Source organism: Rheinheimera sp. (genome assembly GCF_037442525.1).
In the GTDB taxonomy this organism is placed as follows: domain Bacteria; phylum Pseudomonadota; class Gammaproteobacteria; order Enterobacterales; family Alteromonadaceae; genus Pararheinheimera.
On sequence record NZ_JBBIQD010000009.1, the window covers coordinates 116,712 to 139,522 of the forward strand.

Sequence of the window (22,811 nt, forward strand, 5' to 3'; positions counted from 1 at the left end):
GTGTAGTCAGCCTGCCAACCATTGAGTGCAGAGCTTAGTTTGCGAGCTGTGCTGCCATTTCGGCCACCACCTCCGCAATCAGTGCACGTAGCCAGCGGTGTGCGGGGTCGTGGCGGTAACGGACGTGCCAGGCCATTTCAATAGGAAAGGTGCCAAGGTCGACCGGCGCCGGCAGAATTTTCAGCCTGGGGTCGCGGGCCAGTTGACGGCAAATCAGCATGGGTAATGTGGCGCAGTAATCGGATACGGCAATCATTTCCGGGATGGCCAGAAAGTGGGTGACCGACACGGCGACCTCACGTTTCAGGCCTTGTTGTTCCAGCTTCTGGAATAAGCCCGCTTTGAGCCGGCCCGGAGGCAGCATATTGACGTGTTTCAGTTGCTCGTACTGCGCTTTGCTGAGGCTGTCGCCAACCGAAGGATGATCGGCGCGTACCACACAGGCCAGGCTGTCTTCGCCGAGGCGTTGCACCACCAGATTGTCCGGCGGGTCGGTAATGCGCCCCAGCACCATAGTGGTGTCACCGGACACCACGCCTGTGGCGGACAGGTCCGAGCCATAAGGAGTGAGCCGCAGCCGGATCCCGGGAGCCAGCTGGCGTAACCTGGCGACTATGGCAGGCATCAGCACATATTCGACATAGCTGTTGGGCGCAATGGTGACCAGTTGACGGGCGGTTGCCGGGTCAAACTCACGTTGTCCCAGCACCAGGTCGTCGAGGTTGGCCAGAGCGGCGCTAATCACTGGCGCCAGCTCCAGTGCCTTGGGTGTCGGCTGCATGCCGTAGCGTTCCCGGATAAACAAGGGGTCGTGCAGCATGTCGCGCAACCGGGTCAGCGCATTGGACAGCGCAGGCTGGGTCATGCCCAGTCGCTGTGCAGCCCGGGTGACACTGCGCTCTTCCATCAGCGCCAGGAATATAGGGAACAAATTCAGGTCATATTTCATCCAGATATATTGGGTGGGATATATCTTAAATTCAATGAATAAATTGGATGAATTACTTACGGCGGCGCATGCTTACCCCGGTAAAACGCAGCCCCGGCGTGATGGGGCGAACAGTGGTAACTGCCATTTTCCCCTAAGTCAACGCGATGCAAAGCCCGCAGGGGCAGCACGCAGAAAGAGGATGAACAAATGAATGATGTACTGACAAAGACTGATCATGCAGCGCTGTTCCAGCCGCTGCCGCTGGGCGACATTGAGGTAAAAAACCGTATTTTTATGGCGCCGTTAACCCGTTCGCGTTCCTTAGCCGATGGTCATCTGCAAACGCCACTGCATGCGTTGTATTACGCACAACGTGCCAGCGCAGGGCTGATTATTTCCGAAGCAACCCAAATCAGCCAACAAGGCCAGGGTTATGCCTGGACCCCCGGCATCTACACTGAAGCGCAGGTGCAAAGCTGGCAGCTGGTGACAGACGCAGTGCACAACGCCGGTGGCCGTATTTTTAACCAGCTGTGGCACGTTGGTGGGGTTTCTCACTCTGTGTTTCAGCCGGGCCAGCAAGCCCCGGTGTCGGCCAGTGCCTGGACGCCGCAAGGCATGGCCTTTGTCGGCGATTACCACCCGGATGGCCCGACTGTGCCGCACCCGGAGGCGCGTGAAATGACCAAAGCGGATATTCAACAGCTGATCAAAGACTATCAGCACGCGGCGCTGATGGCGCTGAAAGCTGGCTTCGATGGCGTCGAGTTCCATGCCGCCAACGGTTATCTGATTGACCAGTTCCTGCGGGATTCGGTGAATAAAAGAACTGACGAATACGGTGGTTCGGTAGCAAACCGCATCCGTCTGCTGACTGAAGTGGTCGATGCCTTATTGCAGGTGATGCCGGCTGGCAAAATTGGCGTGCGGTTAACCCCTATTGATGGTGTCGGCGGCAGTTACGACAGCGACCCGGCCACTTTATACACTGCGGCCGCCAAAGCTCTGGCAGGCAAAGGACTGGCCTATTTGCATGTGGTGCGGCCGAACAGCCATGTCAGCAGCGAAAAGAACCTCGGCACCGGCGAAGCCATAGTGCAGCAGATGCGTGCTGCCTTTGACGGCCCATTTATTATCAATGGCGAATTCAGTCCAGAGGAAGCGGCCGAATGGATTGCTGCCGGCAAAGCCGATGCGGTCTCGTTCGGACGGCCTTTTGTCGCCAACCCGGACCTGCCAGCGCGCATTGCGCAAAATGGTCCTTACAATCAGGGGGATCGCGCGACCTTCTTTGGTGGTGATCACCGCGGTTATACCGATTACCCCAGCCTGGTCCACAGTACCAGTCACTCACAGCAACACTCAGCAGTACGTTAACTTCAGGAGCTTCGATCATGGCTTTAAAAGATATTTTGCCCGGCAAACTGGGTTTTGGCACCGCACCGCTTGGCAATATGTTCCGCGACATTCCTGAAGCGGAAGCCCGTGCCACTGTGGACGCAGCCTGGAAGGACGGTATCCGTTATTTTGACAACGCCCCTTTTTACGGCGCCGGTCTGGCCGAATTGCGGATGGGGGAGGCTTTGGCTGAACGCAACCGCGATGACTATGTGATCAGCACCAAAGTGGGCCGGTTGGTACTGGATGAAATTGAAGATGTCAGTGCCCGCGATTTGGGCGAAAAAGGCGAAGTGTTTAAGTACGGCCGGCCGAATAAAATCGTTAATGACTATTCGGCTGACGCCACCTTGCGCTCCATTGAGGACAGCCTGAAACGACTGAAAACCGACCGTATCGAAATTGTCTGGGTGCATGACATCGCACAGGATTTTTACGGCGATGAATGGCTCAGTATGTTCGAGTCGGCCCGCAAAGGCGCTTTTCGGGTGTTGGACAAGTTGCGGGACCAAGGGGTGATCAAAGCCTGGGGTTTAGGGGTGAATAAAGTCGAGCCGATTGAACTGCTGCTGGATTTGGCCGAACCTCAACCCGACGGTTTTTTGCTGGCGGGTCGCTATACGCTGCTTGATCACGACAGAGCACTGCAACGGGTGATGCCAAAAGTGGCAGAACGGGGCCTGGGTATTGTGGTTGGCGGCCCCTACAGCTCCGGCGCTTTGGTGGGGGGGCCTAACTTTGAATACGCTCCGGCATCCGCGCAAATTTTGCAAAAAGTGGCGCAGATCAAACAACTGGCCGACCGCTACGGCATCAGTATGAAAGCCGCTGGTCTGCAATTTGCGTTGGCGAATCCGGCGGTGGCCGCTGTGATCCCTGGCGCCAGCAAACCAGGCCGGATTAGTGAAGACAGCAGTGCACTGAAAGAAGTGGTCCCGGTTGACTTCTGGCGGGAGCTGCGAGCCGAAGGCCTGGTGAACCCGCTGGCACCTTTACCTGTCTGAGTTTTCGACCTCAAAAAAAAGCCCGGCGCTCTGTGACAGAGCCCCGGGCCTTTTTATGCAGGCCTAGCGTTTTTTCGCTTTAATTGACAACGTCAGCTCAAAGTGGGCCATCACTTCATCGCCATGCAGCGAAGGGCAGGTCACATTAATAGTGACCGTCTGATTCACCCGTTCACCGCTTTGCAGCGACTGTTCAATCATCTGGTCGATTAAGGCGCCGTCATTACTGACAAAATGCACGTCGGCTTCAGGACGTTTTAAAAACTCACCTTTGACATCTTTAAAGGCAAAGTGAATAGCCAAACCACGCTGGCGGGCTTTGTGAAACACCAGAAAAGCACCGGCTAAATCGGCCCCTATGGCCAAAGCACCAAAATAAATACTGCCCAGATGGTTTTTGGTATGACGGTGATGCGGCATCCGGATCACGGTGCGCTGGTCATCCAGCTCAATAATTTTGGGTTTACAAAAACCAATCAGGGGAATGTAACGAAACCCAAACCACCATAATTGCCAGTTGGCTTTGCGCAATGCGTTCATGTTCTACTCCGTACCACTAACTGGTCGGAGCTTATCATTTGGGTGGGGATTTCGCGAGTTTTTGCTGCCATTGTCGGTCAAATTGCAGCTTTGCCTGCTGTCGAAGCTCTGCACACCAGGCAATTTGCGCTGTGTCCCGCACGCCATAACACTGTGCGGGCTCGCGGTAAAACTTCAGCCAGGCCTGCTGTTGTTCACCCTGATAAGGTGCAGTCAGCAACAAGTGACTGCTGGAAAAAGCCCGGCCTTTCGCCAGCTGCGACAGGTCGCCGGATTTTGCCGGGGGGGTATTTTTGCTTTGGACTGATTTCGCCTGCTGCTGGTCGAGACAATTTTGCAGACGGCTCGACAAAAGTCGTTGTTGTCGCTGTAATTTTGGTAATTCGTTCAGGCGATAACCTTGTTTCAGTTGTTGCTCCAGCATGTTCAGTCTGACTTCAATGTCTGAACAGGCTGCTGCAGCCAAACGCCAACTGATTAGAACAAAGCACAGACAAACCAGCGATGGGTTCATCCTTAAACCCCTTATTGGTTAACATAAAGTAAATAAAACATAGCTGGTTTTTGTGACCTTGAGGTCAAAACCGGCCCAAGGTTCAGGCAATGCACAATAAAGGCTGGAGAATGAAGATAAATGGAACCGTGATCCTGCTGGCAGCACTGCTTGGTATCAGTGATGTTCAGGCACAACAAGTGCCTAAAGTGCCGGTGCGGACGGCGCTGGTGCAACAGCAGGATATGCAGGTTTGGATCCGTGGCATAGGCCGGGTCAAACCAAAACAAAGTGTGGATATTCGTCCTCAGGTGGATGGGGTGCTGCTGGACATCCTGGTCAAAGAAGGCCAGATGGTGAACAAAGGCGATCTGCTGGCGGTGCTGGATGACCGGGCTATAAAGGCTTCGCTGGCTCAAGCCAAAGCGCAGCATGGGGTCATCAAAGCTCAGTTGGAGTCGGCCAGGCTGGACCTGCAGCGTTTTCTGAATCTGAGCACAACCCAGGCCATTTCACAGCAAGTGCTGGATCAACAAAAAGCGCTGGTGCAGCAACAGGAAGCCCAGTTGCGCAGTGTCGAAGCGGCGATTCAGGCACAGCAAGTGCAGTTGTCTTTTACCCGCATCAGCTCCCCGGTCACAGGCCAGGTTGGGATCCGCAATGTGGATGCCGGTAACTATGTGCGCTCCGGCGACAGCCTTGGCCTGTTTTCGGTGGTACAGCTGGACCCCATCAGTGTCGAAATAGCGTTGCCGCAGTCCAGGCTGCCTCAGCTGCAGCAACTGATGCAGCAAACAAGGCAACAACAGCAGGTGCCGGTACAGGCCTTTCTGCAGGATGGGGCTGAACTGTTGGCTCAGGGGCTGTTGCAGGTGGTGGACAACAAAGTCGCTGCAGGCACAGGCACAGTGCGTGTCAAAGCTGATTTTGCCAATCCAGATCACAAGTTATGGCCTGAGCAGACGGTGGTGGTGGCGCTGCAACAAGAGAAATTGCCAGGTGTACTGACAGTCCCGCTGCGTGCACTGGTACAGGGGCCGGACGGGCCTTATGTCTGGCTGAATGAGCAGGGCAAAGCCAAAACGCAGCCTGTGCAACTGGTGTTGCAGGAGCAGGACCTGGCGGTTGTTTCAGGTTTGCAGGCCGGGCAGCAGGTGGTGGTTGATGGCCAAAACCGACTGAAACCGGGTGCAGAACTGGCGGTGACTGCCGAGCCTCGCCTGGCGGCCAGCAAGGAGCTGCAGCCATGAAAGCCAGAGGCGTGTTTGCCTGGTGTATGGAACATCCGATAGGCACAGTGCTGCTGGCTTTTGCGCTTGTACTGCTGGGCTTGCTGGCCTTTCCACGTTTATCCATTGCGCCTTTGCCGGAGGCCGATTTCCCGACCATTGAAGTGAATGCGCGATTACCCGGCGCCAGTGCTGAGACTATGGCCTCTGCGGTGGCGACTCCGCTGGAAGTGGCGCTCAGTGCCGTGCCAGGTATTGCCGAAATGACGTCCAGCAGTGCTTTGGGCTCGGTCAGTATTACGCTGCAGTTTGTGCTGGAAAAAGACATTGATGCGGCCGCGCAGGAAGTGCAGGCAGCGCTGAACCAGGCGCAGGGTCGCCTGCCTGACATGCCCAATGCACCAACCTGGCGTAAAGCCAACCCGGCCGACAGCCCCATTCTGATTATTGGTGTGACTTCGGCCACTTTGTCCCGTACCCAGGTAAGCGATCTGGCCGAAACCGTGCTGGCACGGCAACTGACTCAGATTAACGGCGTGGGTGAAGTTTTTATTGGCGGTCAGCAAAAACCGGCCATTCGTATTCAGGCCAGGCCTGAAGTGCTGGCGGGGGCCGGTATCACACTGGCCGATATTCGTGCTGCGGTGCAACAAGCCAGTGTCAACCAGCCCAAAGGGGCCTTGTACGGCAACAGCAAAGTGTCCACCTTATCGGTCAATGATCAGGTGTTCAGTGCGGAAGACTATGCCAATCTGATTGTCACATACCAAAACGGTGCGCCGGTGTATCTGCGTGATTTAGCGGTGGTAAAGGCGGGCGCTGAAGATGATTATGTAGAAATTTCGCCAAACGGAGAGTCGGGTGTGGCACTGATTATCCGCCGTCAGCCAGGCGCCAATATTGTTGCGACGGCGGATCGGATCCGCGCTGCCTTGCCGCAGCTGACTGCGGCTTTGCCTGCCGATGTCAAGGTGGAGGTGTTTAACGACAGAACCCGCACCATTCGCGCTTCATTGCATGAAGTGGAGCTGACGCTGGCTATTGCTGTGGTGCTGGTGATTGGCGTGATGGCGGCGTTTTTACGCCAGTGGTCGGCGACTCTGATCGTGACCGCTGTCTTGTTGATTTCGCTGATTGCCACCTGCGCTGTGATGTATGTGGCGGGCTTCAGTCTGAACAACCTGACGCTGGTGGCCATTGTAATCGCCGTTGGTTTTATTGTGGATGATGCCATAGTGGTGATTGAAAACATTCACCGTTATCTGGAGCTGGGCTACAGCAAAAAAGAAGCGGCGCTGCGTGGGGCTGAGGAAATTGGTTTTACCGTGATCTCCATCAGCGTTTCGTTGATTGCGGCTTTTATCCCATTGCTGTTTATGGGCGGCATTATAGGCCGTTTGTTCCTCGAGTTCTCGTTAACGGCGGCGGCCGCCATTTTAATTTCTGTGCTGGTTTGCTTAACGCTGGCTCCGACCCTGGCGTCGCTGTTTATGGACAAAGCGCCGCACCATAGCGACAGCCCGGGGCTGTTTGACCGGTTAATTGGCCGTTATGACAAGGTACTGAGCTGGGCCCTGGATCACCCAAAAACCATGCTGATGGTGTTTTTCCTGAGCATCGCTGGCAGCGTGGGCAGCTTTATGGCCATTCCGAAAGGCTTTTTTCCATTGCAGGACACTGGTTTTATTATTGGCACTACGCAGGCCGCTTCTGATATTCCGTATGAAGACATGCTGGCCAAACACCAGCAACTGGAACAGATACTGCGTAACGACCCGGATGTGACAGGTTTTAATCATCTGGTGGGTGGCAATGCATCCAATGGCTCAGGCCGGGTCTGGATAGTGTTAAGTGATCCGGACGACAGGGAGGCGGATGCCAATGCCATTATCGATCGCTTAAGGCCGCAGTTCAGTCAAATCCCTGGTTTGCAGGTGTTTCTCCGTTCGGCTCAGGACATTAATCTCGGCGGCCGCGGTTCCCGTGCTCAGTATCAGTACGTACTAAAAGCGCTGGACAGCGATGAACTGGCACAGTGGACCAACGCACTGACCAGCAAGTTGCGGCAAAACCCAATGTTTACGGACTTGTCGAATGACCTGCAGTGGGACGCCAATATTATCCGGCTGGATTTAGACCGGCAGGAAGCGGCCCGCCTTGGCTTTAGCGCAGCGGATTTAGACCAGGCGCTGTATGACGCCTTTGGTCAGCGTCAGATCAATGAATACCAGACTGAAACCAATCAATACAAAGTGATACTGGAACTAAGCCCGGATCAGCGCGGCAGCGCGCAAAGCCTGAACTACTTTCATTTGCGTTCGCCCAGCACTGGTGAGCTGGTGCCCTTATTGGCCTTTGCCAAAGTGTTGCCGGCTGAGCCTGGCCCTGTGGTGATTAACCACCATGGACTGCAGCCGTCCGCCAATATCTCGTTTAACCTGGCCGCTGGTGTTGCGCTGGGCGATGCGGTACAGGCGCTGGAGCAAGCCAGAGCAGAACTGGCCATGCCCGCCTCTGTGCTGGGCAGTTTTCAGGGCGCAGCCCAGGCATTTCAGGAGTCACTGGCCAGCCAGCCCTTGCTGATCCTGACGGCTTTGCTGGCGGTCTACATTATTCTCGGGGTTTTGTATGAAAGTTTTGTGCATCCGCTGACTATTTTATCGACGTTGCCTTCGGCGGCTATTGGCGCCATTTTGCTGTTGTGGTTCTGGGGGCTGGATTTCTCCATTATGGCCTTGATTGGCATTATTCTGCTGATCGGGATAGTGAAGAAAAACGGCATTCTGATGGTCGATTTCGCGCTGGCGGCGCAGCGTGAACAGGGGGTGTCGGCCAAGGAGGCCATTCACCAGGCCTGTCTGGTCAGGTTCAGGCCCATTATGATGACCACCCTGGCGGCTATTCTGGGGGCTGTGCCACTGACCCTGGGTTTTGGCACTGGTTCTGAGTTGCGGGTGCCGTTGGGCGTTGCTGTGGTAGGTGGCCTGGCGTTCAGTCAGGTGCTGACTTTGCTGACGACCCCTGTGGTTTTTATGACGCTGGACCGGCTGTTCCTGCAAAAGCGCCGGGAGCTGCAGGCAGAGCAGGCGGTTGTTTAAGACTGAACCCGGCAGCAGCGTAGCCGGGCAGTTTTTGATAGCGCTACCAGATTGAACAGTTTTTTTTAAATCGCTACATATCACTGTTATCCATGTTTTTCATAGCCTTAATCTAGATGGTTCTGTAATTCTATAGTCGTCAGGTACAAAATGGTTGCGCAATCATTTTGTGTCAGTTAATTTATTGCCGGGTATTTAACCTCTGCTGGTTTTTTGATCGCCTCTGGCCTGTATTGGCTGGGTTTTGTGAGTGGCGATGCTGGAAATCAGTTGAAAATTCTAAATAAATCAACAGGTGTTAGCGCTATCACGCTAATAAAGACCGGGGTAAGGTGACAGACGTGAAAGAATTCAGACCAACGCAGGCGGCGCTGCTGATCAGTGCAGCTCTGGCGTGTATGGCCTCAGCTCAGGCGGAACAACAGGCCGCTGCAGAGCGTGAAATTGAAGTGATCCAGGTGACTGCCACCAAAAGGACCACGACCTTAAGAGAGACTCCGCTGGCGGTCACGGCTTATGATCAAAAAGCGCTGGATAAGAACCATGTGATCCAGCTGGATGACTTGCAGGGCGCTGTTCCCAGCCTGCAAATTGCGCAAAACGGTACCCAGAATACCCCTATGGTGTATATCCGTGGTATAGGGTCCTCTGATCAGACTGAAAGTGGTGATCCGGCCGTCGCATTCCACATTGACGGTGTCTATTCAGCCCGCTCGCAGGGCGCTTCTGCGCTGATGTTTGACTTAGAAGGCGCCGAAGTACTGCGTGGGCCACAAGGCACACTGTTTGGCCGCAACGCCACTGGTGGTGTGGTGAACCTGCACACCGCCAAAGCCCGTCTGGACGGTTTTGAAGGCAATGCGGAAATGACGCTGGGCAATTACGACCGCAAAGCGGTGCGCGCCATGGTGAATATTCCGGTATCTGAGACCTTTGCTTTCCGTGTCGCGGCTGCCACCGACCAGTCTGATGGCGTGGTGGATTTTCTGCCGGGGTCGGCCATGGGTGAAAAGTACGGTTCGACCGATTTGGCCGCAGCCCGTTTCAGCACTTACTACCAACCAAATGACCAGCTGGACTGGACCTTATCTTATGAACATTTTACCGATCAGGGCACTGGCCATATTCCAACCCTGACCGGCGGCGATGACCGCAGCTCTTATGTGCAAGTGCCTGGTTTTAATGACTTTGTCATTGATTCAGTTCGCACCCGCATTAACTATGTGTTCGAAAACGAGCTGGAATTAGCCTATATCGGTGGTTACACCGACTCATCGCGCGAGTCGCTGTGGGACCGCAGCTGGAGCCTGACCAAATACGAATGGGGCGGTTGTGTCGACTGTACCCACGAAGCCGTGCAACACGAGTTGCAGCTGAAAAACGAAGACAGCGCCCGCTGGCAGTGGATGGTGGGGTATTTCTTCTTTGATGAAAGCAACAAAACGATTTTCGACATAGTGCACCCAGACGTGGATTACGAAGGTGGCACCACACCCAACCCGAATCTGTGGTCGACCTATCGCCAGCCAGACCGCGGTTTACGCTCGAACAGCCTGTATGCCCAAAGCACCTTTAAACTGACCGACGACTGGCGAGTGAGTGCTGGCCTGCGTTACACCAATGACAAACGGTGGGACAAAGGCGGGCGCAATATTATGTGTCCGGTGAAAAAAGGTACAGAAACCATGGAGCCAAACACGGATTATGTTGGCCTGCTGGACCCGGATAACCTGCTGGGGGGCCTGGCGCCAAACAAAAACCTGGTACAGCCGGGGCAATGTTGGGTGGACACCTACAACGACACCAGCCCGGAATGGTCGAAAACCACGGGGATGGCGCGCTTAGAATGGGACATGAACAAAGACATCATGGTCTATGGCTCGGTTGCGACTGGCTTTAAATCCGGCACTATTCAGGACGGCAACAAATACACAGGGACAGGTCCTTTCACCAAAGCTGACCTGGACGCCATTATCGCCGCCAACAATAACGAAGCCGCTGGCACCAACGCCTATGTGGCTCCGGAAGAAAACACCAGCATTGAACTGGGCATGAAAGGCTTGTTCCTGGATGGCAGTCTGCAACTCTTTGGTGCCTTGTTCTCTACCGAATACACCGACCTGCAGGTCACCAGCAACGTGGTGACCGCCACTGGCGCCGATTTACTGCGTAAAACCAATGCGGGTAAAGCCACCATCAATGGTCTGGAGCTGGAAGCCAGGTACCTGGTCAGCGCCAATGGCGAGCTGACTTTTGCAGGTTCCATCCTGGACGCGACTTACGATGAGTTCCTGACCACAGACTCCAAGTACGGTGCTGGTGGTATCGCCTTTAACCCGTCTGCCGGTGTGCCGTCGCAACCAAACCTGCTGGATTTCAGTGGTAACCACCTGGTGCTGGCGCCTGAGTTTTCCGGCTCTGTCAGCTACGAGCACTTTGTCGGCCTGGACAACGGCGCCACTTTAACACCACGTGCCCGTGTCAGCTACTCGTCAGAAGTCTGGTTTGACCCGGCCAACCGTGGTGACCGCCCTGAAGGCTTCCGTAACCTGCCTTATGCGGCAGATATTGACCGCCAGGATGCCTACGCCAAGCTGGATTTGAGCCTGAACTACCAGCCATCAGACGGCAACTGGAGTGCGGAAGCCTTTGTGAACAATGTGACAGACCGTGACATTAAAAGCGATCAGGGCCGGACGCACGGCGATGCAGTACCGAACTTTATGTGGCAGTCGCCACGGACTTTTGGGGTGCGCTTCAGCGTCAGTTTCGATTAATTCCTGCCTGCCGCTCCTTCACCGGAGCGGCTTTTGCCCTTGTTTTGCACTCCAGCCGGAGTGCTTTTTTTTGGCTTAAGGGCGGAGAATGAACCTGATCTCAGGTGGAAGCGCGGCGGATAATCTGATAGCCCACGTCAATGGGCGCTTCTGGCACGGCTTCGCTTTTATTGCGGGCCACCAGCAGCTCAACCGCCTGTTTGCCCATTTCAAAGCGTGGTGAGGCAACAGAGCTGATGCCTGGTTCCACCAGAGCCGAGGCTTCCAGATCATTAAAGCCGCAAATCGCCAAATCCTGCGGCACCCGCAAATTCATCCGTTTGCTTTCAAATAAAGCACCCAAGGCTAAATCGTCGTTGCAGCAAAACACAGCATCACACTGACCGGCCGATTCAGCCAAAACGGCCTGCAGCAGCTGTCCGCCTAATTTGATGGACGAGGATTGTGGCGTGGTGATCACATAGGTCTGGCAGGCATCAGGCCAGGCGGCAACCGCCTGTTTAAAGCCGGTCAGCCGTTGCTGGGTGCGTGGGTCCATCCGGGCCCCAATAAAACCCAGTTTACGGTAACCCTGCTCAAGCAGATGGCGGGTCATATCGCGGCCGGCGGCCAGATGCGAAAAGCCAATATTTAAATCAATCGGCTGGTCGGTCAGCTCCATCAACTGCACCACCGGAATACCGGCGTTTTTCAGTAAACGCTTGGCGTAGTCGGTCTGATCTGTGCCGGTCAGGATCATGCCTTCGGGCGACTGGCTGAGCAGGGTGGTAATCAGCTTTTCTTCTTCCAGCGGCGAGTAATGGCAATCGCCCAGGATCACCTGCAACTGGTGCTGCTTCACGGCGCTGTATACGCCTTGCAGCACTTCATTAAACACAATGTTGGACAAAGACGGAATAATCACCGCCAGCACACCGGAACGGTTAGACGCCAGTGCGCTGGCGGCGTGGTTGCGGATATAACCCAATTGTTCAATCGCCGTTTCCACCTGATGCCGCAGTTTATCCGAGACTTTTTCCGGATTGGTTAACACCCGGGAGACGGTAATGGCGCTGACTCCGGCCAGTTGGGCCACATCTTTAAGGTTGGGTTTTCTGTTCATGCAATCCTGCCTTGCTGTTCCGGGTTCACCTTAACGGAAAGCAAAGAAATGGTCAAAATGGTTGCGCTAACATTTTGTCTGAATTAAGCTCTTGGCACGTCATTTTTGAGCTTAATTTTTGATGCAGCAACAGACTTGTTATCAGAGCCTGGTACTGATGGGGGTCGCAGGCAGTGGCAAATCCACTATGGCGCGGCTGCTGGCAGAGCGGTTGGGCTGGCAATGCCTGGAAGGCGATGATTTTCATTCGGACCAAGGCAAACAAATGATGGCCGCAGGCCAGCCTTTGGCGGCAGAGCTTCGCCAGCAGTGGGTGGACCGCCTGTGTAACCTGTTAAAACAGTATCAACAGCAGCAAAAGCCTGTAGTGCTGAGCTACTCTGGTTTGATTAAAACGCAGCGTGAACAGATCCGTGCCGCCGCCTGGACACCGCTGTTTGTCTATCTGAAAGGCTCGGCTGAGTTGTTGTCGCAGCGTCTGGCTGAACGGAAAAACCACTTTATGCCGGAATCCATGTTGGCCAGTCAGCTGGCCACCATGCAGGAACCAGAGCAGGAAGCCGATGTGCTGATCCTGGATATCAGCCAAAGCAGGGAGCAATTGCTGCAACAGGTGCTGGGCAGACTGATTGGCTGATAACGCAATCATGGAGTTGCGCGTTGTGACAAGTGCAATGGTACAAGCTAACAACATAACAAAAGAGAGACAGGGTGACAGCAATCAACAAGCAACCTGGCTGGCTGGAAAAGCTGGGCTACGGTGCTGGCGATATAGGCTTTAACTTTTACTGGGCCAATATCTCAGCCTTTTTACTGATCTTCTACACCGACGTCTTTGGTATCTCGGCCGCCGCAGCAGGCACCATGATGCTGATCACCAAGGTGATCGACGCTTTTACCGACCCCTTAATGGGGGCTCTGGCTGACCGGACCCAAACCCGCTTTGGTAAATTCAGGCCTTACCTGCTGTGGCTGGCTTTGCCTCTGGCCGGAGCCGGTGTTTTGACCTACAGCACCCCGGATTTAGACGCTGATGGCAAACTGGTGTGGGCCTATGCCACCTACAGCCTGCTGATGCTGATTTACACCGCCATCAATATTCCGTATTCGGCTTTGTCCGGTGTGATGACCAATAACAGTCAGGATCGCACCACCCTGGTCAGTTTCCGTTTTATTGGTGGTTTTACCGGCGGCATTCTGGTGACTTATCTCACGCCCAAGCTGGTGGTCTGGCTGGGGCAGGGCGATGAAGCACTGGGCTGGCAACTGACCATGGCAGTGTTTGGGGTGGCGGCAGCGCTGCTGTTTCTCTGGACCTTTGCTGCCAGCCGAGAGCGGATCCAGCCGGTAAAAACCGAGCGCCATCCGATCAAACAGGACCTGGCCGACCTGGCGGCCAACAAACCCTGGCTGGTGCTTTTTGTACTGGCGCTGGTGATTATGATCACCATCACCATGCGGGCCGCCAGTGGCGTTTATTACTTTAAATACTATGTGATGCGGCCTGAGCTGGTTGGCGAGTTCTTGTCGTCTTATATGCTGGCGCTGGCGTTAGGGGCGGCTTCCACCCCATTAATGACCCGCTTTCTGCCAAAAAAACAACTGATGATGCTGTTAATGGCGCTGGCCGGTCTGTTGTCGATCAGCCTGGTTTTTGTGCCGGCGGATCAGATAGGGCTGATTTTTGCCGTGAACCTGGCCATAGGTTTTGTGCTGGGGCCTAAGTCGCCACTGGCCTTTTCCATGTATGCCGACACCGCCGATTACAACGAATGGCGCACTGGCCGACGGGCGACGGCCATGACCTTTTCGGCGGCGACCTTTTCGCAAAAGCTGGGTGGCGCTATTGCGTCGGCCAGTATTGGCTGGCTGCTGTCGCTGATGGGCTATGTGGCCAATGCGGAACAAAATGCCGGTTCGCAGCTGGGCATCCTGCTAATGATTTCGGTGATCCCTGGGGTGGTGGCCCTGTTGGCCGCGGCCGTGATGTGGTTTTACCCGCTGACCGAATCGCAGTTGTTGCAGATGCAACGGGAACTTGAACAACGGAAAACAGCCGCAGTGGCGGCCGGACAAACAGAATGAAGCCGATGACGACTCCAATCATGAGCCCCAGCGCTGACGGGCAGCGCTATGAATTATTCAGTCCCACCGCCATGCCACAGGCGGGGGCTTTTTTATGGAATTCACAGCTGATGATTCAGCTGAACTGCCGTGGTTATGCCACAGCCCAGTTTATGCAGCCGGAACCGGCCAAATACGCCCATGCGCCGAATCTGGAAGCCAAAACTTTTATGCAACCGGAGCAACCCTATTACGCGCACCACCCCGGCCGTTTTGTCTATATCAAAGACGAAGACAGTGGGGAGATTTGGTCGGTGCCGCATGAGCCGGTGCGTAACAGCGCCGAGCGTTTTGTATTTTCAGCCGGTAAAACCGATATTGCCTGGCAACTGACGCTGGCCGGTGCAATTGAAGTGGACTGGCGGCTGACGTTAAGTGCAGATCGGCCGCTGGAGCTGTGGGCTTTGTCGGTGAAAAATACCGGCAGTCGACCGCGCCGCTTGAGTCTGTACCCCTATTTCCCGGTCGGTTATATGTCCTGGATGAACCAGAGTGCACGTTATCGGCCTGAGCTGCAGGCGGTGGTTTGCTCGTCGGTCACGCCTTACCAGAAATACCCGGATTACTTTAAGAATAAGTACTTTAAAGATAAAACCTTCTTGTTGGCCGAACAGGCGCCGGTCGCCTGGGAAACCCAGCAGCAGCTGTTTGAAGGCGAAGGCGGTTTGCATGCGCCGTCGGCACTGCAACAGGCAAAACTGAGCTGTTCTGACGCCGACTATGAAACCCCGGTCTGCGCCATGCAGTACCGGCTGGAACTGGCGGGCGGGCAACAGCAGCAGTACCGTTTTGCCTTTGGCCCTGCTTACGATGAAGCGGAAGTGGCCGACATCCGCCAGCAGCTGTTTGGCAACGCGGCGGGTTTCAGCCAGGCGGTGGAGCAGTATCAGAGCTGGATGAGCCGCTTGCAGCCTGCGCTGCAGATGCAAACCCCGGATGCGGGCCTGGATAACTTCGTCAACCACTGGTTGGCCCGTCAGGTGTATTACCATGGCGACGTGAACCGTTTAACCACAGATCCGCAAACCCGCAACTACCTGCAGGACAATATGGGCATGGCTTACCTGGCGCCGACTGTTGCCCGCCATGCTTTTTTGACCGCTTTGGCGCAGCAGCACCAGAGTGGCGAAATGCCGGATGGTATTTTGCTGCACAAAGACGCTGAGCTGAAATACATCAATCAGGTGCCGCACGCCGACCAGTGCATCTGGCTGCCGGTTTGCTTACAGGCCTATCTGGACGAAACCAATGACTATGGCATTTTGCAGGAACTGCTGCCGTACAAAGACAGCAATGAACAAAGTACGGTCTTTGAGCATATCTGCCGGGCCATGGGCTGGCTCTGGCTGAAAAAAGATGCACGCAACCTGAGTTACATCGACCAGGGCGACTGGTGCGATCCGATGAATATGGTCGGCTACAAAGGCAAAGGGGTGTCGGGCTGGTTGAGTCTGGCGGCGGCTTATGCGATGAAGTTATGGGCAGCTGTCTGCAGCAAGCTGGGGGAACAGCAACTGGCGCAGCAGTACCAGCAGCAAGCAGAGGCTTTTAATCAGGCGGTGAATCAGTACCTGTGGGATGGCCAGTGGTATGGCCGTGGCATCACTGACGACAATCTGGTGTTTGGTATCAGCAAAGACAACGAAGGCCGGATTTACCTGAACCCACAAAGCTGGGCCTTATTAAGTGGCGCGGCGAGCGAAGAGCAACAGCAACAATTACTGGCTGCAGTGGCAGAGCAGCTGCATACCCCTTATGGCCCACAAATGCTGGCACCTGCCTATACCGCGATGCGGGAAGACGTGGGCCGTGTGACACAAAAGTACCCGGGGTCAGCCGAAAACGGCTCTGTGTATAACCATGCGGCGGCGTTTTATTTGTACGCCCTGTATCAGGTGGGAGAGGCGGACAGTGCTTATCAGGTGCTGCGCCAGATGCTGCCGTCTGATGACGAGGCTGATCAGCGCCAACGGGGTCAGTTGCCGGTGTTTATTCCCAATTATTACCGCGGTGCTTATCAGCAGTTGCCCCGCACCGCTGGCCGTTCCAGTCAGCTGTTTAACACAGGCACTGTGCATTGGGTGTACCGCTGCCTGATTGAAGGCTTGTTTGGCTTAACAGGGGACGGCGACGATTTACGTATTGAGCCGCAGTTGCCATCACACTGGTCTGAAGCCAAGGTGCTCCGGCAGTTCCGTGGTGCACAAATTCAACTGCATATCCGCCGCGAGGTGGGTGTGACCCAGCCGCAACTGTGGCAGGGCGAACAGCAACTGCCAGAGCTTAAGCTGGCACAACCACAGGCTGGGCAACAGTACCAGCTGACATTAGTACTGCCACTGGAGGCTTAACCCATGACCAGGCTGCGGATTGGTTTATTAGGCGCGTCGCGCATTGCAGAAAAAGCCATATTGCAGCCCGCTGCGCTGCTGGCGAGCGATGTAGAAGTGCGGGCTGTAGGGGCGTCCAGCGCCGCCAAAGCACAGGCTTATGCACAGCAATACCAGTTAGCTGCCTGGGAGGGCAGTTATCAGGCGCTGCTGCAGCGCGATGATATCGACCTGATCTACAACGCGCTGCCAGCGTCTTTGCATGCACAGTGGAGTATCAAGGCGTTGCAGGCAGGCAAATCGGTGCTCTGCGAAAAACCTTTTGCGCTCAATGCGGCAGAAGTGAGCTCCATGCTGAGCGCCGCTGAGCAAAGTGGTCAACTGCTGCTCGAAGGCTACCACTACCGCTTTCATCCGGTGTTTTTAAAAGTGCAGCAGCTGCTGCAGTCGGGCGTATTAGGGAAATTACTGACAGTACGCAGCAATTTTTCGGTGCGTATTGCCGAAACCCCTGGCTCATTAAGGCATCAGCTGGCGTTGGGGGGCGGTGCGCTGATGGATTTGGGCTGTTACCCGCTGCACTGGGTACGGCAGTTACTGGGCAATGAGCTGCAACTGCTGCAGGCGGCGGCTATCTGCCACACTCAAGGGGTGGATGAAAGTTTCAGTGCCCGATTGCTGGGGCCGGCGGGTGAGCAGATTTACCTTGGCTGTTCGATGGCCGAGCACTTAAATCGTCAGCATGATGCCTATCTGGAATTGTTGGGCGAGCAGGGCAAACTGGAGGTGTTTAACCTGGTGGCGCCCCACCAGGGCCATCAGATTCGGCTGGAGCTCAATGGTCAAAGCCAGACAGAACAGCTGGAAGCCGAAAGCACTTATTATTATCAGCTGAAACACTGGCTGGATTGCCTGCGTGGTCAGGCGACGCCGCTGACGGGTGGCCAGGATGCGCTGCAACAAATGCAGTGGATTGACCGGCTCTATCTGGCCGCAGGCCTGCCAACCCGCTAAACCTCAGGGTTAATCTCCGGATGCTGGCCCGGTAAAACCGCTGGCCAGCTGATCCAAAGTGACTTCACCGAAGCGTTGCAGTACCAGCCGCTCGGCCTCTTGCAACACATCATCAATAGCGGCATTGACCGCCTGCTCAATAGGGCACTGATTGTGCTCATCAGTCAGCCCTATGGTGAACAACGAGCCTTCTTTCAGGCTTTTGTGAATATCCAGCAGACTGATCTCAGCCAGTGGTTTGCACAAGGTCCAGCCGCCGCCATGGCCTTTGCCTGAACTGACATAACCCTGAGTTTTTAAAATTGCCATGGTGCGGCGCACCACCACTGGGTTGGTATGCAGCATCTGGGCTATCTGCTCTGACGTGGCTGGGTGTTGTTGGTGATGCATATGCACCAGCACATGCAACATGCGGGATAAACGGCTGTCTTTTCTCATTTTTTTCTGATGCGGCATAAGCGTTTGCATAGTGTACGCTGAATTTTCATGAAACAAATAATGTTTCATGAGTTGAATTTAATTTTTTATGTAACTTATAATGTTTCGTAAGTTGGGCTGTGACGAAGGTACGGGACTATGTTGGATTGTTTGGTGATTGGTGGCAGTTTTGCCGGTTTGTCGGCGGCTATGCAGTTGGCGCGGGGTCAACGCAGTGTCGTGGTGCTGGATGCAGGAGAGCCGCGTAACAGGTTTTCCAGCCAGTCGCATGGCTTCTTTGCACTGGATGGTGTTAGCCCGGCCGAGATCTTAGAGCGGGCCTGGGCCCCGCTGTTGGCTTATCCAACTGTCAGCCGGGTGCAGGGCCGGGCTGTACAGGCCACGAAGACGGCCGAAGGTTTTGTGGTTGAAAGCGCCGACGGCCAAAGCTGGCACAGCAAAAGCCTGGTGCTGGCGACTGGCGTGACCGATACCTTACCTGCTATTCCAGGCCTGGCTGAGCGCTGGGGCAAAACGGTGATCCATTGCCCCTATTGCCATGGTTACGAGCTGCGTAATCAACCAGCAGTGGTGATCGCCAGTTCTCCCCATTCGGTGCATCAGGCGGCGATACTGCCGGATTGGAGCCCGACCATTTATTGCACTCAAGGCCAGTTTGAACCGGATGCAGAACAAATGCTGATGCTGGAAAAACGCGGTGTACAGGTTGAACGCAGCCCCGTCGTGGCGGTGGAAGGCGCAGGGGTGCAGATTGAGGCTGTGCTGCTGGCCGATGGACGGCGTCTGGCGGCGGCCGCTGTGTATCTGGCGCCAAAAACCGGCTTTGGTCATCAACTGGCGGAGCAATTGGGGCTGGCTGTTGAGGCCGGAATGACCGGGCCTGTTGTCGTTGCTGATGAGATGAAACAAAGTTCAGTTGCCGGAGTTTTTGTGGCCGGTGACAATAGCAGCCCAATGCACAACGCCACGCTGGCCTCAGCGGCAGGGGTGTTGGCGGGGGGAGCGGCTCACAGGTACCTGATGTTGCAGTATCAGGCCGCGGAGCATGCCTGATGGATGCTGAACAGTTAAAAGCGGTTTTTGAGCAGCAAGCCAGTCGGTATGATCAGCAGTGGCTGCGGCTGGCTCCACTGCAATCAGCGCTGTTTTTCCTGGCAGAACAGTGCCTGTTGCAACTGCCTGAACAGGCGCATCTGCTTTGTGTTGGTGTCGGTACAGGCGAAGAGCTGCTGTATCTGGCACAGCGCTTTCCGCTCTGGCGTTTTACAGCGGTAGAACCTGCAGCGGCTATGCTGGAATGCTGTCGGCAAAAAGCACAAGCCGCCGGGGTGCTGCAGCGCTGTGAATTGGTGTTAGGGTACCTGCAGGATCTGCCGGTTTCCGCCTGCTTTGATGGGGCGACCGCTTTTCTGGTGTCTCACTTTTTGACCGAGCGGCAACAGCGTCTGGCTTTTTTTCAGCAGATCGCCAGTCGGCTTAAGCCCGGGGCTGTGCTGCTAAATGCCGATTTAGCCTGTGCTGAGCAGGAAGTGCAGTGGCAGGCCCAACTTAGTTTTTGGCAGCAACTGATGACAGGGCAGCCGCCTGATGCAGAGAAGTCAGCGCTATGGATGCAAAGTTACCGACACGATGTGGAGGTATCCGAGCCTTCTGAGCTGCTGTCGTTGTTGCAACAAGCCGGTTTTGCTGAGGTCAGGCCTGTGTTTCAGGCTGGGCTGCTGCATGCCTGGTGTGCAAGCCGTGCAGAATAACTGCCATAAACAAAGCCGGAGCAATGAGCTCCGGCTTTATCAGCTCTGAGCAAACTCAGAGATCAAAACGGTCCAGGTTCATCACCTTGGTCCAGGTTTTCACAAAGTCGTCGACAAACTTCTGTTTGGCATCGTTTGAGGCATAGACTTCAGCCACAGCGCGCAGCTCAGAGTGCGAACCGAAAATCAGGTCCACCGGCGTGGCTGTCCATTTCAGCGCACCGGTCTTGCGGTCAAAGCCTTCGTATAAGCCTTCTTGCTTGGCTGATTTCTCCCAGCGGGTGGACATATCCAGCAGGTTAACGAAGAAATCATTGCTCAGGGTGCCAGGCTTGTTGGTGAACACACCGTGTTTTACACCCGCTGTGTTGGCATCCAGCGCCCGCAGACCACCCAGCAGCACTGTCATTTCCGGCACCGTCAGGGTCAGGTAATTGGCTTTTTCTACCAGGGCTTCCGCAGGCGGTAATTGGCTGTCTGTGCTGAAGTAGTTACGAAAACCGTCGGCTTTGGGCTCCAATACGGCAAAAGACTGCACATCGGTCAGTGCCTGCGTAGTGTCCATCCGGCCAGGAGTGAACGGCACTGTTACAGTGTAACCGGCATCTTTGGCCGCTTTTTCAACGGCGGCAGAACCTGCCAGTACAATCACGTCGGCCAGCGAGACTTTTTTGCCGCCTTTCAGCGTTTTATTGAAATCCTGTTGCACTTTGGTCAGGGCAGCCAGCACTTTCGCCACTTCTTTCGGGTTATTCGCAGCCCAGTCTTTTTGCGGCGCTAACGCCAGACGGGCACCATTGGCACCGCCACGCATATCAGTTCCACGGAAGCTGGACGCGGCAGACCAGGCAGTACGCACCAATTCTGGCACTGTCAGTTTAGTGGCCAGGATCTTCGCTTTCAGCGCAGTGATATCCGCTGCTTCAATCACCGGGTGATCCAGTGCCGGAATTGGGTCTTGCCAAATCAGCGCTTCTTTTGGTGCATCTTTACCCAGGTAACGGCTGGCTGGGCCCATATCACGGTGCGTCAGCTTAAACCAGGCTTTGGCGAAGGCCAGTTCAAACTCTTTTGGATTGGCACGGAAACGGGTGGTGATTTCGCGGTAAATCGGGTCTTCTTTCAGCGCGATGTCACTGGTGAACATGATAGGGGCATGACGTTTGCCTTCCACGTGCGCATCGGGCACTAAATTGGCTGCCTGACCATTGGCTGGGATCCATTGGGTGTGACCAGCCGGGCTTTTGGTTTTCACCCACTCAAAGCCGTACAGGTTGTCCAGGTATTGCATGGTCCACTTAGTTGGGCTGACCGACCAGGCGCCTTCGAGGCCAGAAGTGACAGTGTCTTCCGAGTGGCCTTTGCCGCATTTGTTTTTCCAGCCAAAACCTTGCTCTTCAACACCTGCAGAAGCCGGATCGGCACCAACGCATTTGTTTGGATCATGGGCACCGTGGGCTTTACCGAAGGTGTGGCCACCAGCAATCAGCGCCACAGTTTCTTCGTCATTCATCGCCATACGGCCAAAGGTGTCACGAATTTGCTGCGCAGAGGCCAGTGGATCAGGCACACCATTCGGGCCTTCCGGGTTGACATAAATCAGGCCCATCTGGGTGGCGCCCATAGGTTTGGCTAAGTCGCCTTTGGCATAGCGACTCTTGTTGTCCAGCCATTTTTTTTCTGAACCCCAATCCACCATCTCGGCTTCCCAGTCGTCAGTACGGCCACCGGCGAAACCAAAGGTTTTAAAGCCCATGTCTTCCATCGCCACAGTACCGGCCAGCACCATTAAGTCGGCCCAGGAGATTTTGCTGCCATATTTTTGTTTGATGGGCCACAACAGACGGCGGGCCTTGTCCAGGCTGACGTTGTCCGGCCAGCTGTTCAGTGGTTCGAAACGCTGCTGACCGCCGTTGGCGCCACCACGGCCGTCAAAAATACGGTACACACCGGCGCTGTGCCAGGCCATACGAACGAAAAACGGACCATAGTGGCCGTAGTCGGCTGGCCACCAGTCTTGTGACGTGGTCAACGTAGTGCGGATTTCGGCTTTCAGGGCGTCCAGATCCAGAGTTTTAAACTGCTCGGCATAGTTAAACTCTGGGCCATAAGGATTGGATTCGGCGCCATGCTGACGCAAAGGGGACAAATTCAGCCGTTCAGGCCACCAGAAGCTGTTGGTGGTCGTGTCTTTGGTTGCGGTTTCTGCCTGCAGCGCAATCGACATTGACAGCGCAAGTACAGACAGCAAAGGAATGGTTTTTTTCATGGTCGTTTTTCCTGTCCTTGAAGTGCCGCAGCGGGCACAAGAATTATCGGTCGCTGTGCAGAGGACACAGCACTCGTATGCTTCTTGCCTGAGCCTCTTAACATCTGGAGGTAACAGAGCTCAGGTAAAACAGCCTTTAAAAAGTAGCCGTGGTGCATTCATAGTACTAAATGATAAAAAGCGATTGTTTTAATCATTTAAACTGATGTTTTGTTCGGTGGCAGGGGGTTGTTAACTTGTTGTTTAAGAAAATGAACAGCAGAAAGTGAGCGGAATTTCGTTGATTTTGTGGAGTACTGCCAGCATGATGCGA

General features: G+C 55.0%; 17 protein-coding genes. 11 read left to right on the top strand and 6 right to left on the bottom strand.

The window, feature by feature from the left end:
- Positions 1-34: 34 nt before the first annotated feature.
- On the bottom strand, positions 35-949 hold the full coding sequence (locus WKJ03_RS13635; protein WP_337842771.1) for a LysR family transcriptional regulator: 915 nt from the start codon (positions 947-949) through the stop codon (positions 35-37).
- Positions 950-1,138: 189 nt separating this feature from the next.
- Between WKJ03_RS13635 and WKJ03_RS13640 the strand changes: the two genes are divergently transcribed.
- Both WKJ03_RS13640 and WKJ03_RS13645 read left to right on the top strand, forming a co-directional pair.
- Positions 1,139-2,308 (top strand): alkene reductase, encoded by a 1,170-nt coding sequence (locus WKJ03_RS13640; RefSeq protein ID WP_337842772.1) that lies wholly within the window; start codon positions 1,139-1,141, stop codon positions 2,306-2,308.
- A gap of 17 nt (positions 2,309-2,325) precedes the next feature.
- Positions 2,326-3,333 (top strand): aldo/keto reductase, encoded by a 1,008-nt coding sequence (locus tag WKJ03_RS13645; protein WP_337842773.1) that lies wholly within the window; start codon positions 2,326-2,328, stop codon positions 3,331-3,333.
- A 63-nt stretch (positions 3,334-3,396) separates the two neighbouring features.
- Here WKJ03_RS13645 and WKJ03_RS13650 read toward each other — a convergent pair whose 3' ends face one another.
- The gene (locus tag WKJ03_RS13650; protein ID WP_337842774.1) at positions 3,397-3,873 is read right to left on the bottom strand and encodes a DUF4442 domain-containing protein; all 477 of its coding nucleotides are present in this window, start codon (positions 3,871-3,873) and stop codon (positions 3,397-3,399) included.
- 34 nt (positions 3,874-3,907) lie between these two features.
- Positions 3,908-4,387, bottom strand: a complete 480-nt coding sequence (locus WKJ03_RS13655) for a hypothetical protein (RefSeq protein WP_337842775.1) — start codon at positions 4,385-4,387, stop codon at positions 3,908-3,910.
- Between the two features lie 110 nt (positions 4,388-4,497).
- On the opposite strand from WKJ03_RS13655, the gene WKJ03_RS13660 reads away from it, so the two are divergent.
- The 3 genes from WKJ03_RS13660 to WKJ03_RS13670 all read left to right on the top strand — a co-directional run bounded on the left by WKJ03_RS13660 (position 4,498) and on the right by WKJ03_RS13670 (position 11,470).
- Entirely contained in the window at positions 4,498-5,616 is a 1,119-nt protein-coding gene (locus WKJ03_RS13660; protein ID WP_337842776.1) for an efflux RND transporter periplasmic adaptor subunit, read from the top strand.
- Positions 5,613-8,693 (top strand): efflux RND transporter permease subunit, encoded by a 3,081-nt coding sequence (locus tag WKJ03_RS13665; RefSeq protein ID WP_337842777.1) that lies wholly within the window; start codon positions 5,613-5,615, stop codon positions 8,691-8,693. The genes WKJ03_RS13660 and WKJ03_RS13665 overlap by 4 nt, the downstream gene beginning before the upstream one ends.
- 341 nt (positions 8,694-9,034) lie before the next feature.
- A complete protein-coding gene (locus WKJ03_RS13670; protein WP_337842778.1) occupies positions 9,035-11,470 on the top strand; it encodes a TonB-dependent receptor in 2,436 nt (811 codons plus the stop codon).
- Positions 11,471-11,570: 100 nt separating this feature from the next.
- Here the strand turns inward: WKJ03_RS13670 and WKJ03_RS13675 are convergent, their stop codons facing one another.
- Complete coding sequence (locus tag WKJ03_RS13675; protein WP_337842779.1) at positions 11,571-12,572, bottom strand: LacI family DNA-binding transcriptional regulator; 1,002 nt, start codon at positions 12,570-12,572, stop codon at positions 11,571-11,573.
- Positions 12,573-12,693: 121 nt separating this feature from the next.
- Between WKJ03_RS13675 and WKJ03_RS13680 the strand changes: the two genes are divergently transcribed.
- From WKJ03_RS13680 to WKJ03_RS13695, 4 genes are all read left to right on the top strand, one after another.
- Positions 12,694-13,209 carry a gluconokinase, GntK/IdnK-type gene (locus WKJ03_RS13680; protein ID WP_337842780.1) on the top strand — a complete coding sequence of 172 codons (516 nt, stop codon included), beginning with the start codon at positions 12,694-12,696 and terminating at the stop codon, positions 13,207-13,209.
- A gap of 74 nt (positions 13,210-13,283) precedes the next feature.
- A complete protein-coding gene (locus WKJ03_RS13685; protein WP_337842781.1) occupies positions 13,284-14,657 on the top strand; it encodes an MFS transporter in 1,374 nt (457 codons plus the stop codon).
- 5 nt (positions 14,658-14,662) lie between these two features.
- Positions 14,663-17,047 (top strand): amylo-alpha-1,6-glucosidase, encoded by a 2,385-nt coding sequence (locus tag WKJ03_RS13690; protein ID WP_337842782.1) that lies wholly within the window; start codon positions 14,663-14,665, stop codon positions 17,045-17,047.
- 3 nt (positions 17,048-17,050) lie between these two features.
- Positions 17,051-18,040, top strand: coding sequence for a Gfo/Idh/MocA family oxidoreductase (locus tag WKJ03_RS13695; protein WP_337842783.1), 990 nt, complete (start codon positions 17,051-17,053; stop codon positions 18,038-18,040).
- Positions 18,041-18,049: 9 nt separating this feature from the next.
- On the opposite strand, the gene WKJ03_RS13700 is transcribed toward WKJ03_RS13695, so the two are convergent.
- Positions 18,050-18,478: an Rrf2 family transcriptional regulator gene (locus WKJ03_RS13700; protein ID WP_337842784.1), complete on the bottom strand. Its 429-nt coding sequence runs from the start codon at positions 18,476-18,478 to the stop codon at positions 18,050-18,052.
- Positions 18,479-18,616: 138 nt separating this feature from the next.
- Here WKJ03_RS13700 and WKJ03_RS13705 point away from each other — a divergent pair, with 138 nt between their 5' ends.
- Positions 18,617-19,531 (top strand): NAD(P)/FAD-dependent oxidoreductase, encoded by a 915-nt coding sequence (locus tag WKJ03_RS13705; RefSeq protein WP_337842785.1) that lies wholly within the window; start codon positions 18,617-18,619, stop codon positions 19,529-19,531.
- Complete coding sequence (locus WKJ03_RS13710; RefSeq protein WP_337842786.1) at positions 19,531-20,229, top strand: methyltransferase domain-containing protein; 699 nt, start codon at positions 19,531-19,533, stop codon at positions 20,227-20,229. The genes WKJ03_RS13705 and WKJ03_RS13710 overlap by 1 nt, the downstream gene beginning before the upstream one ends.
- 55 nt (positions 20,230-20,284) lie before the next feature.
- Here WKJ03_RS13710 and katG read toward each other — a convergent pair whose 3' ends face one another.
- Positions 20,285-22,456: a catalase/peroxidase HPI gene (katG, locus tag WKJ03_RS13715; protein ID WP_337842812.1), complete on the bottom strand. Its 2,172-nt coding sequence runs from the start codon at positions 22,454-22,456 to the stop codon at positions 20,285-20,287.
- Between the last annotated feature and the right edge of the window lie 355 nt (positions 22,457-22,811).

What these genes read in the sequence shown, in the direction of transcription:
- WKJ03_RS13675 (WP_337842779.1), bottom strand. Translation starts at nt 12,572, where the DNA reads ATGAACAGAAAACCCAACCTTAAAGATGTGGCCCAACTGGCCGGAGTC.
- WKJ03_RS13650 (WP_337842774.1), bottom strand. Translation starts at nt 3,873, where the DNA reads ATGAACGCATTGCGCAAAGCCAACTGGCAATTATGGTGGTTTGGGTTT.
- WKJ03_RS13655 (WP_337842775.1), bottom strand. Translation starts at nt 4,387, where the DNA reads ATGAACCCATCGCTGGTTTGTCTGTGCTTTGTTCTAATCAGTTGGCGT.
- katG (WP_337842812.1), bottom strand. Translation starts at nt 22,456, where the DNA reads ATGTCGATTGCGCTGCAGGCAGAAACCGCAACCAAAGACACGACCACC.
- WKJ03_RS13695 (WP_337842783.1), top strand. Translation starts at nt 17,051, where the DNA reads ATGACCAGGCTGCGGATTGGTTTATTAGGCGCGTCGCGCATTGCAGAA.
- WKJ03_RS13700 (WP_337842784.1), bottom strand. Translation starts at nt 18,478, where the DNA reads ATGAGAAAAGACAGCCGTTTATCCCGCATGTTGCATGTGCTGGTGCAT.
- WKJ03_RS13705 (WP_337842785.1), top strand. Translation starts at nt 18,617, where the DNA reads ATGTTGGATTGTTTGGTGATTGGTGGCAGTTTTGCCGGTTTGTCGGCG.
- WKJ03_RS13665 (WP_337842777.1), top strand. Translation starts at nt 5,613, where the DNA reads ATGAAAGCCAGAGGCGTGTTTGCCTGGTGTATGGAACATCCGATAGGC.
- WKJ03_RS13660 (WP_337842776.1), top strand. Translation starts at nt 4,498, where the DNA reads ATGAAGATAAATGGAACCGTGATCCTGCTGGCAGCACTGCTTGGTATC.
- WKJ03_RS13710 (WP_337842786.1), top strand. Translation starts at nt 19,531, where the DNA reads ATGGATGCTGAACAGTTAAAAGCGGTTTTTGAGCAGCAAGCCAGTCGG.
- WKJ03_RS13680 (WP_337842780.1), top strand. Translation starts at nt 12,694, where the DNA reads ATGCAGCAACAGACTTGTTATCAGAGCCTGGTACTGATGGGGGTCGCA.
- WKJ03_RS13640 (WP_337842772.1), top strand. Translation starts at nt 1,139, where the DNA reads ATGAATGATGTACTGACAAAGACTGATCATGCAGCGCTGTTCCAGCCG.
- WKJ03_RS13635 (WP_337842771.1), bottom strand. Translation starts at nt 949, where the DNA reads ATGAAATATGACCTGAATTTGTTCCCTATATTCCTGGCGCTGATGGAA.
- WKJ03_RS13690 (WP_337842782.1), top strand. Translation starts at nt 14,663, where the DNA reads ATGACGACTCCAATCATGAGCCCCAGCGCTGACGGGCAGCGCTATGAA.
- WKJ03_RS13645 (WP_337842773.1), top strand. Translation starts at nt 2,326, where the DNA reads ATGGCTTTAAAAGATATTTTGCCCGGCAAACTGGGTTTTGGCACCGCA.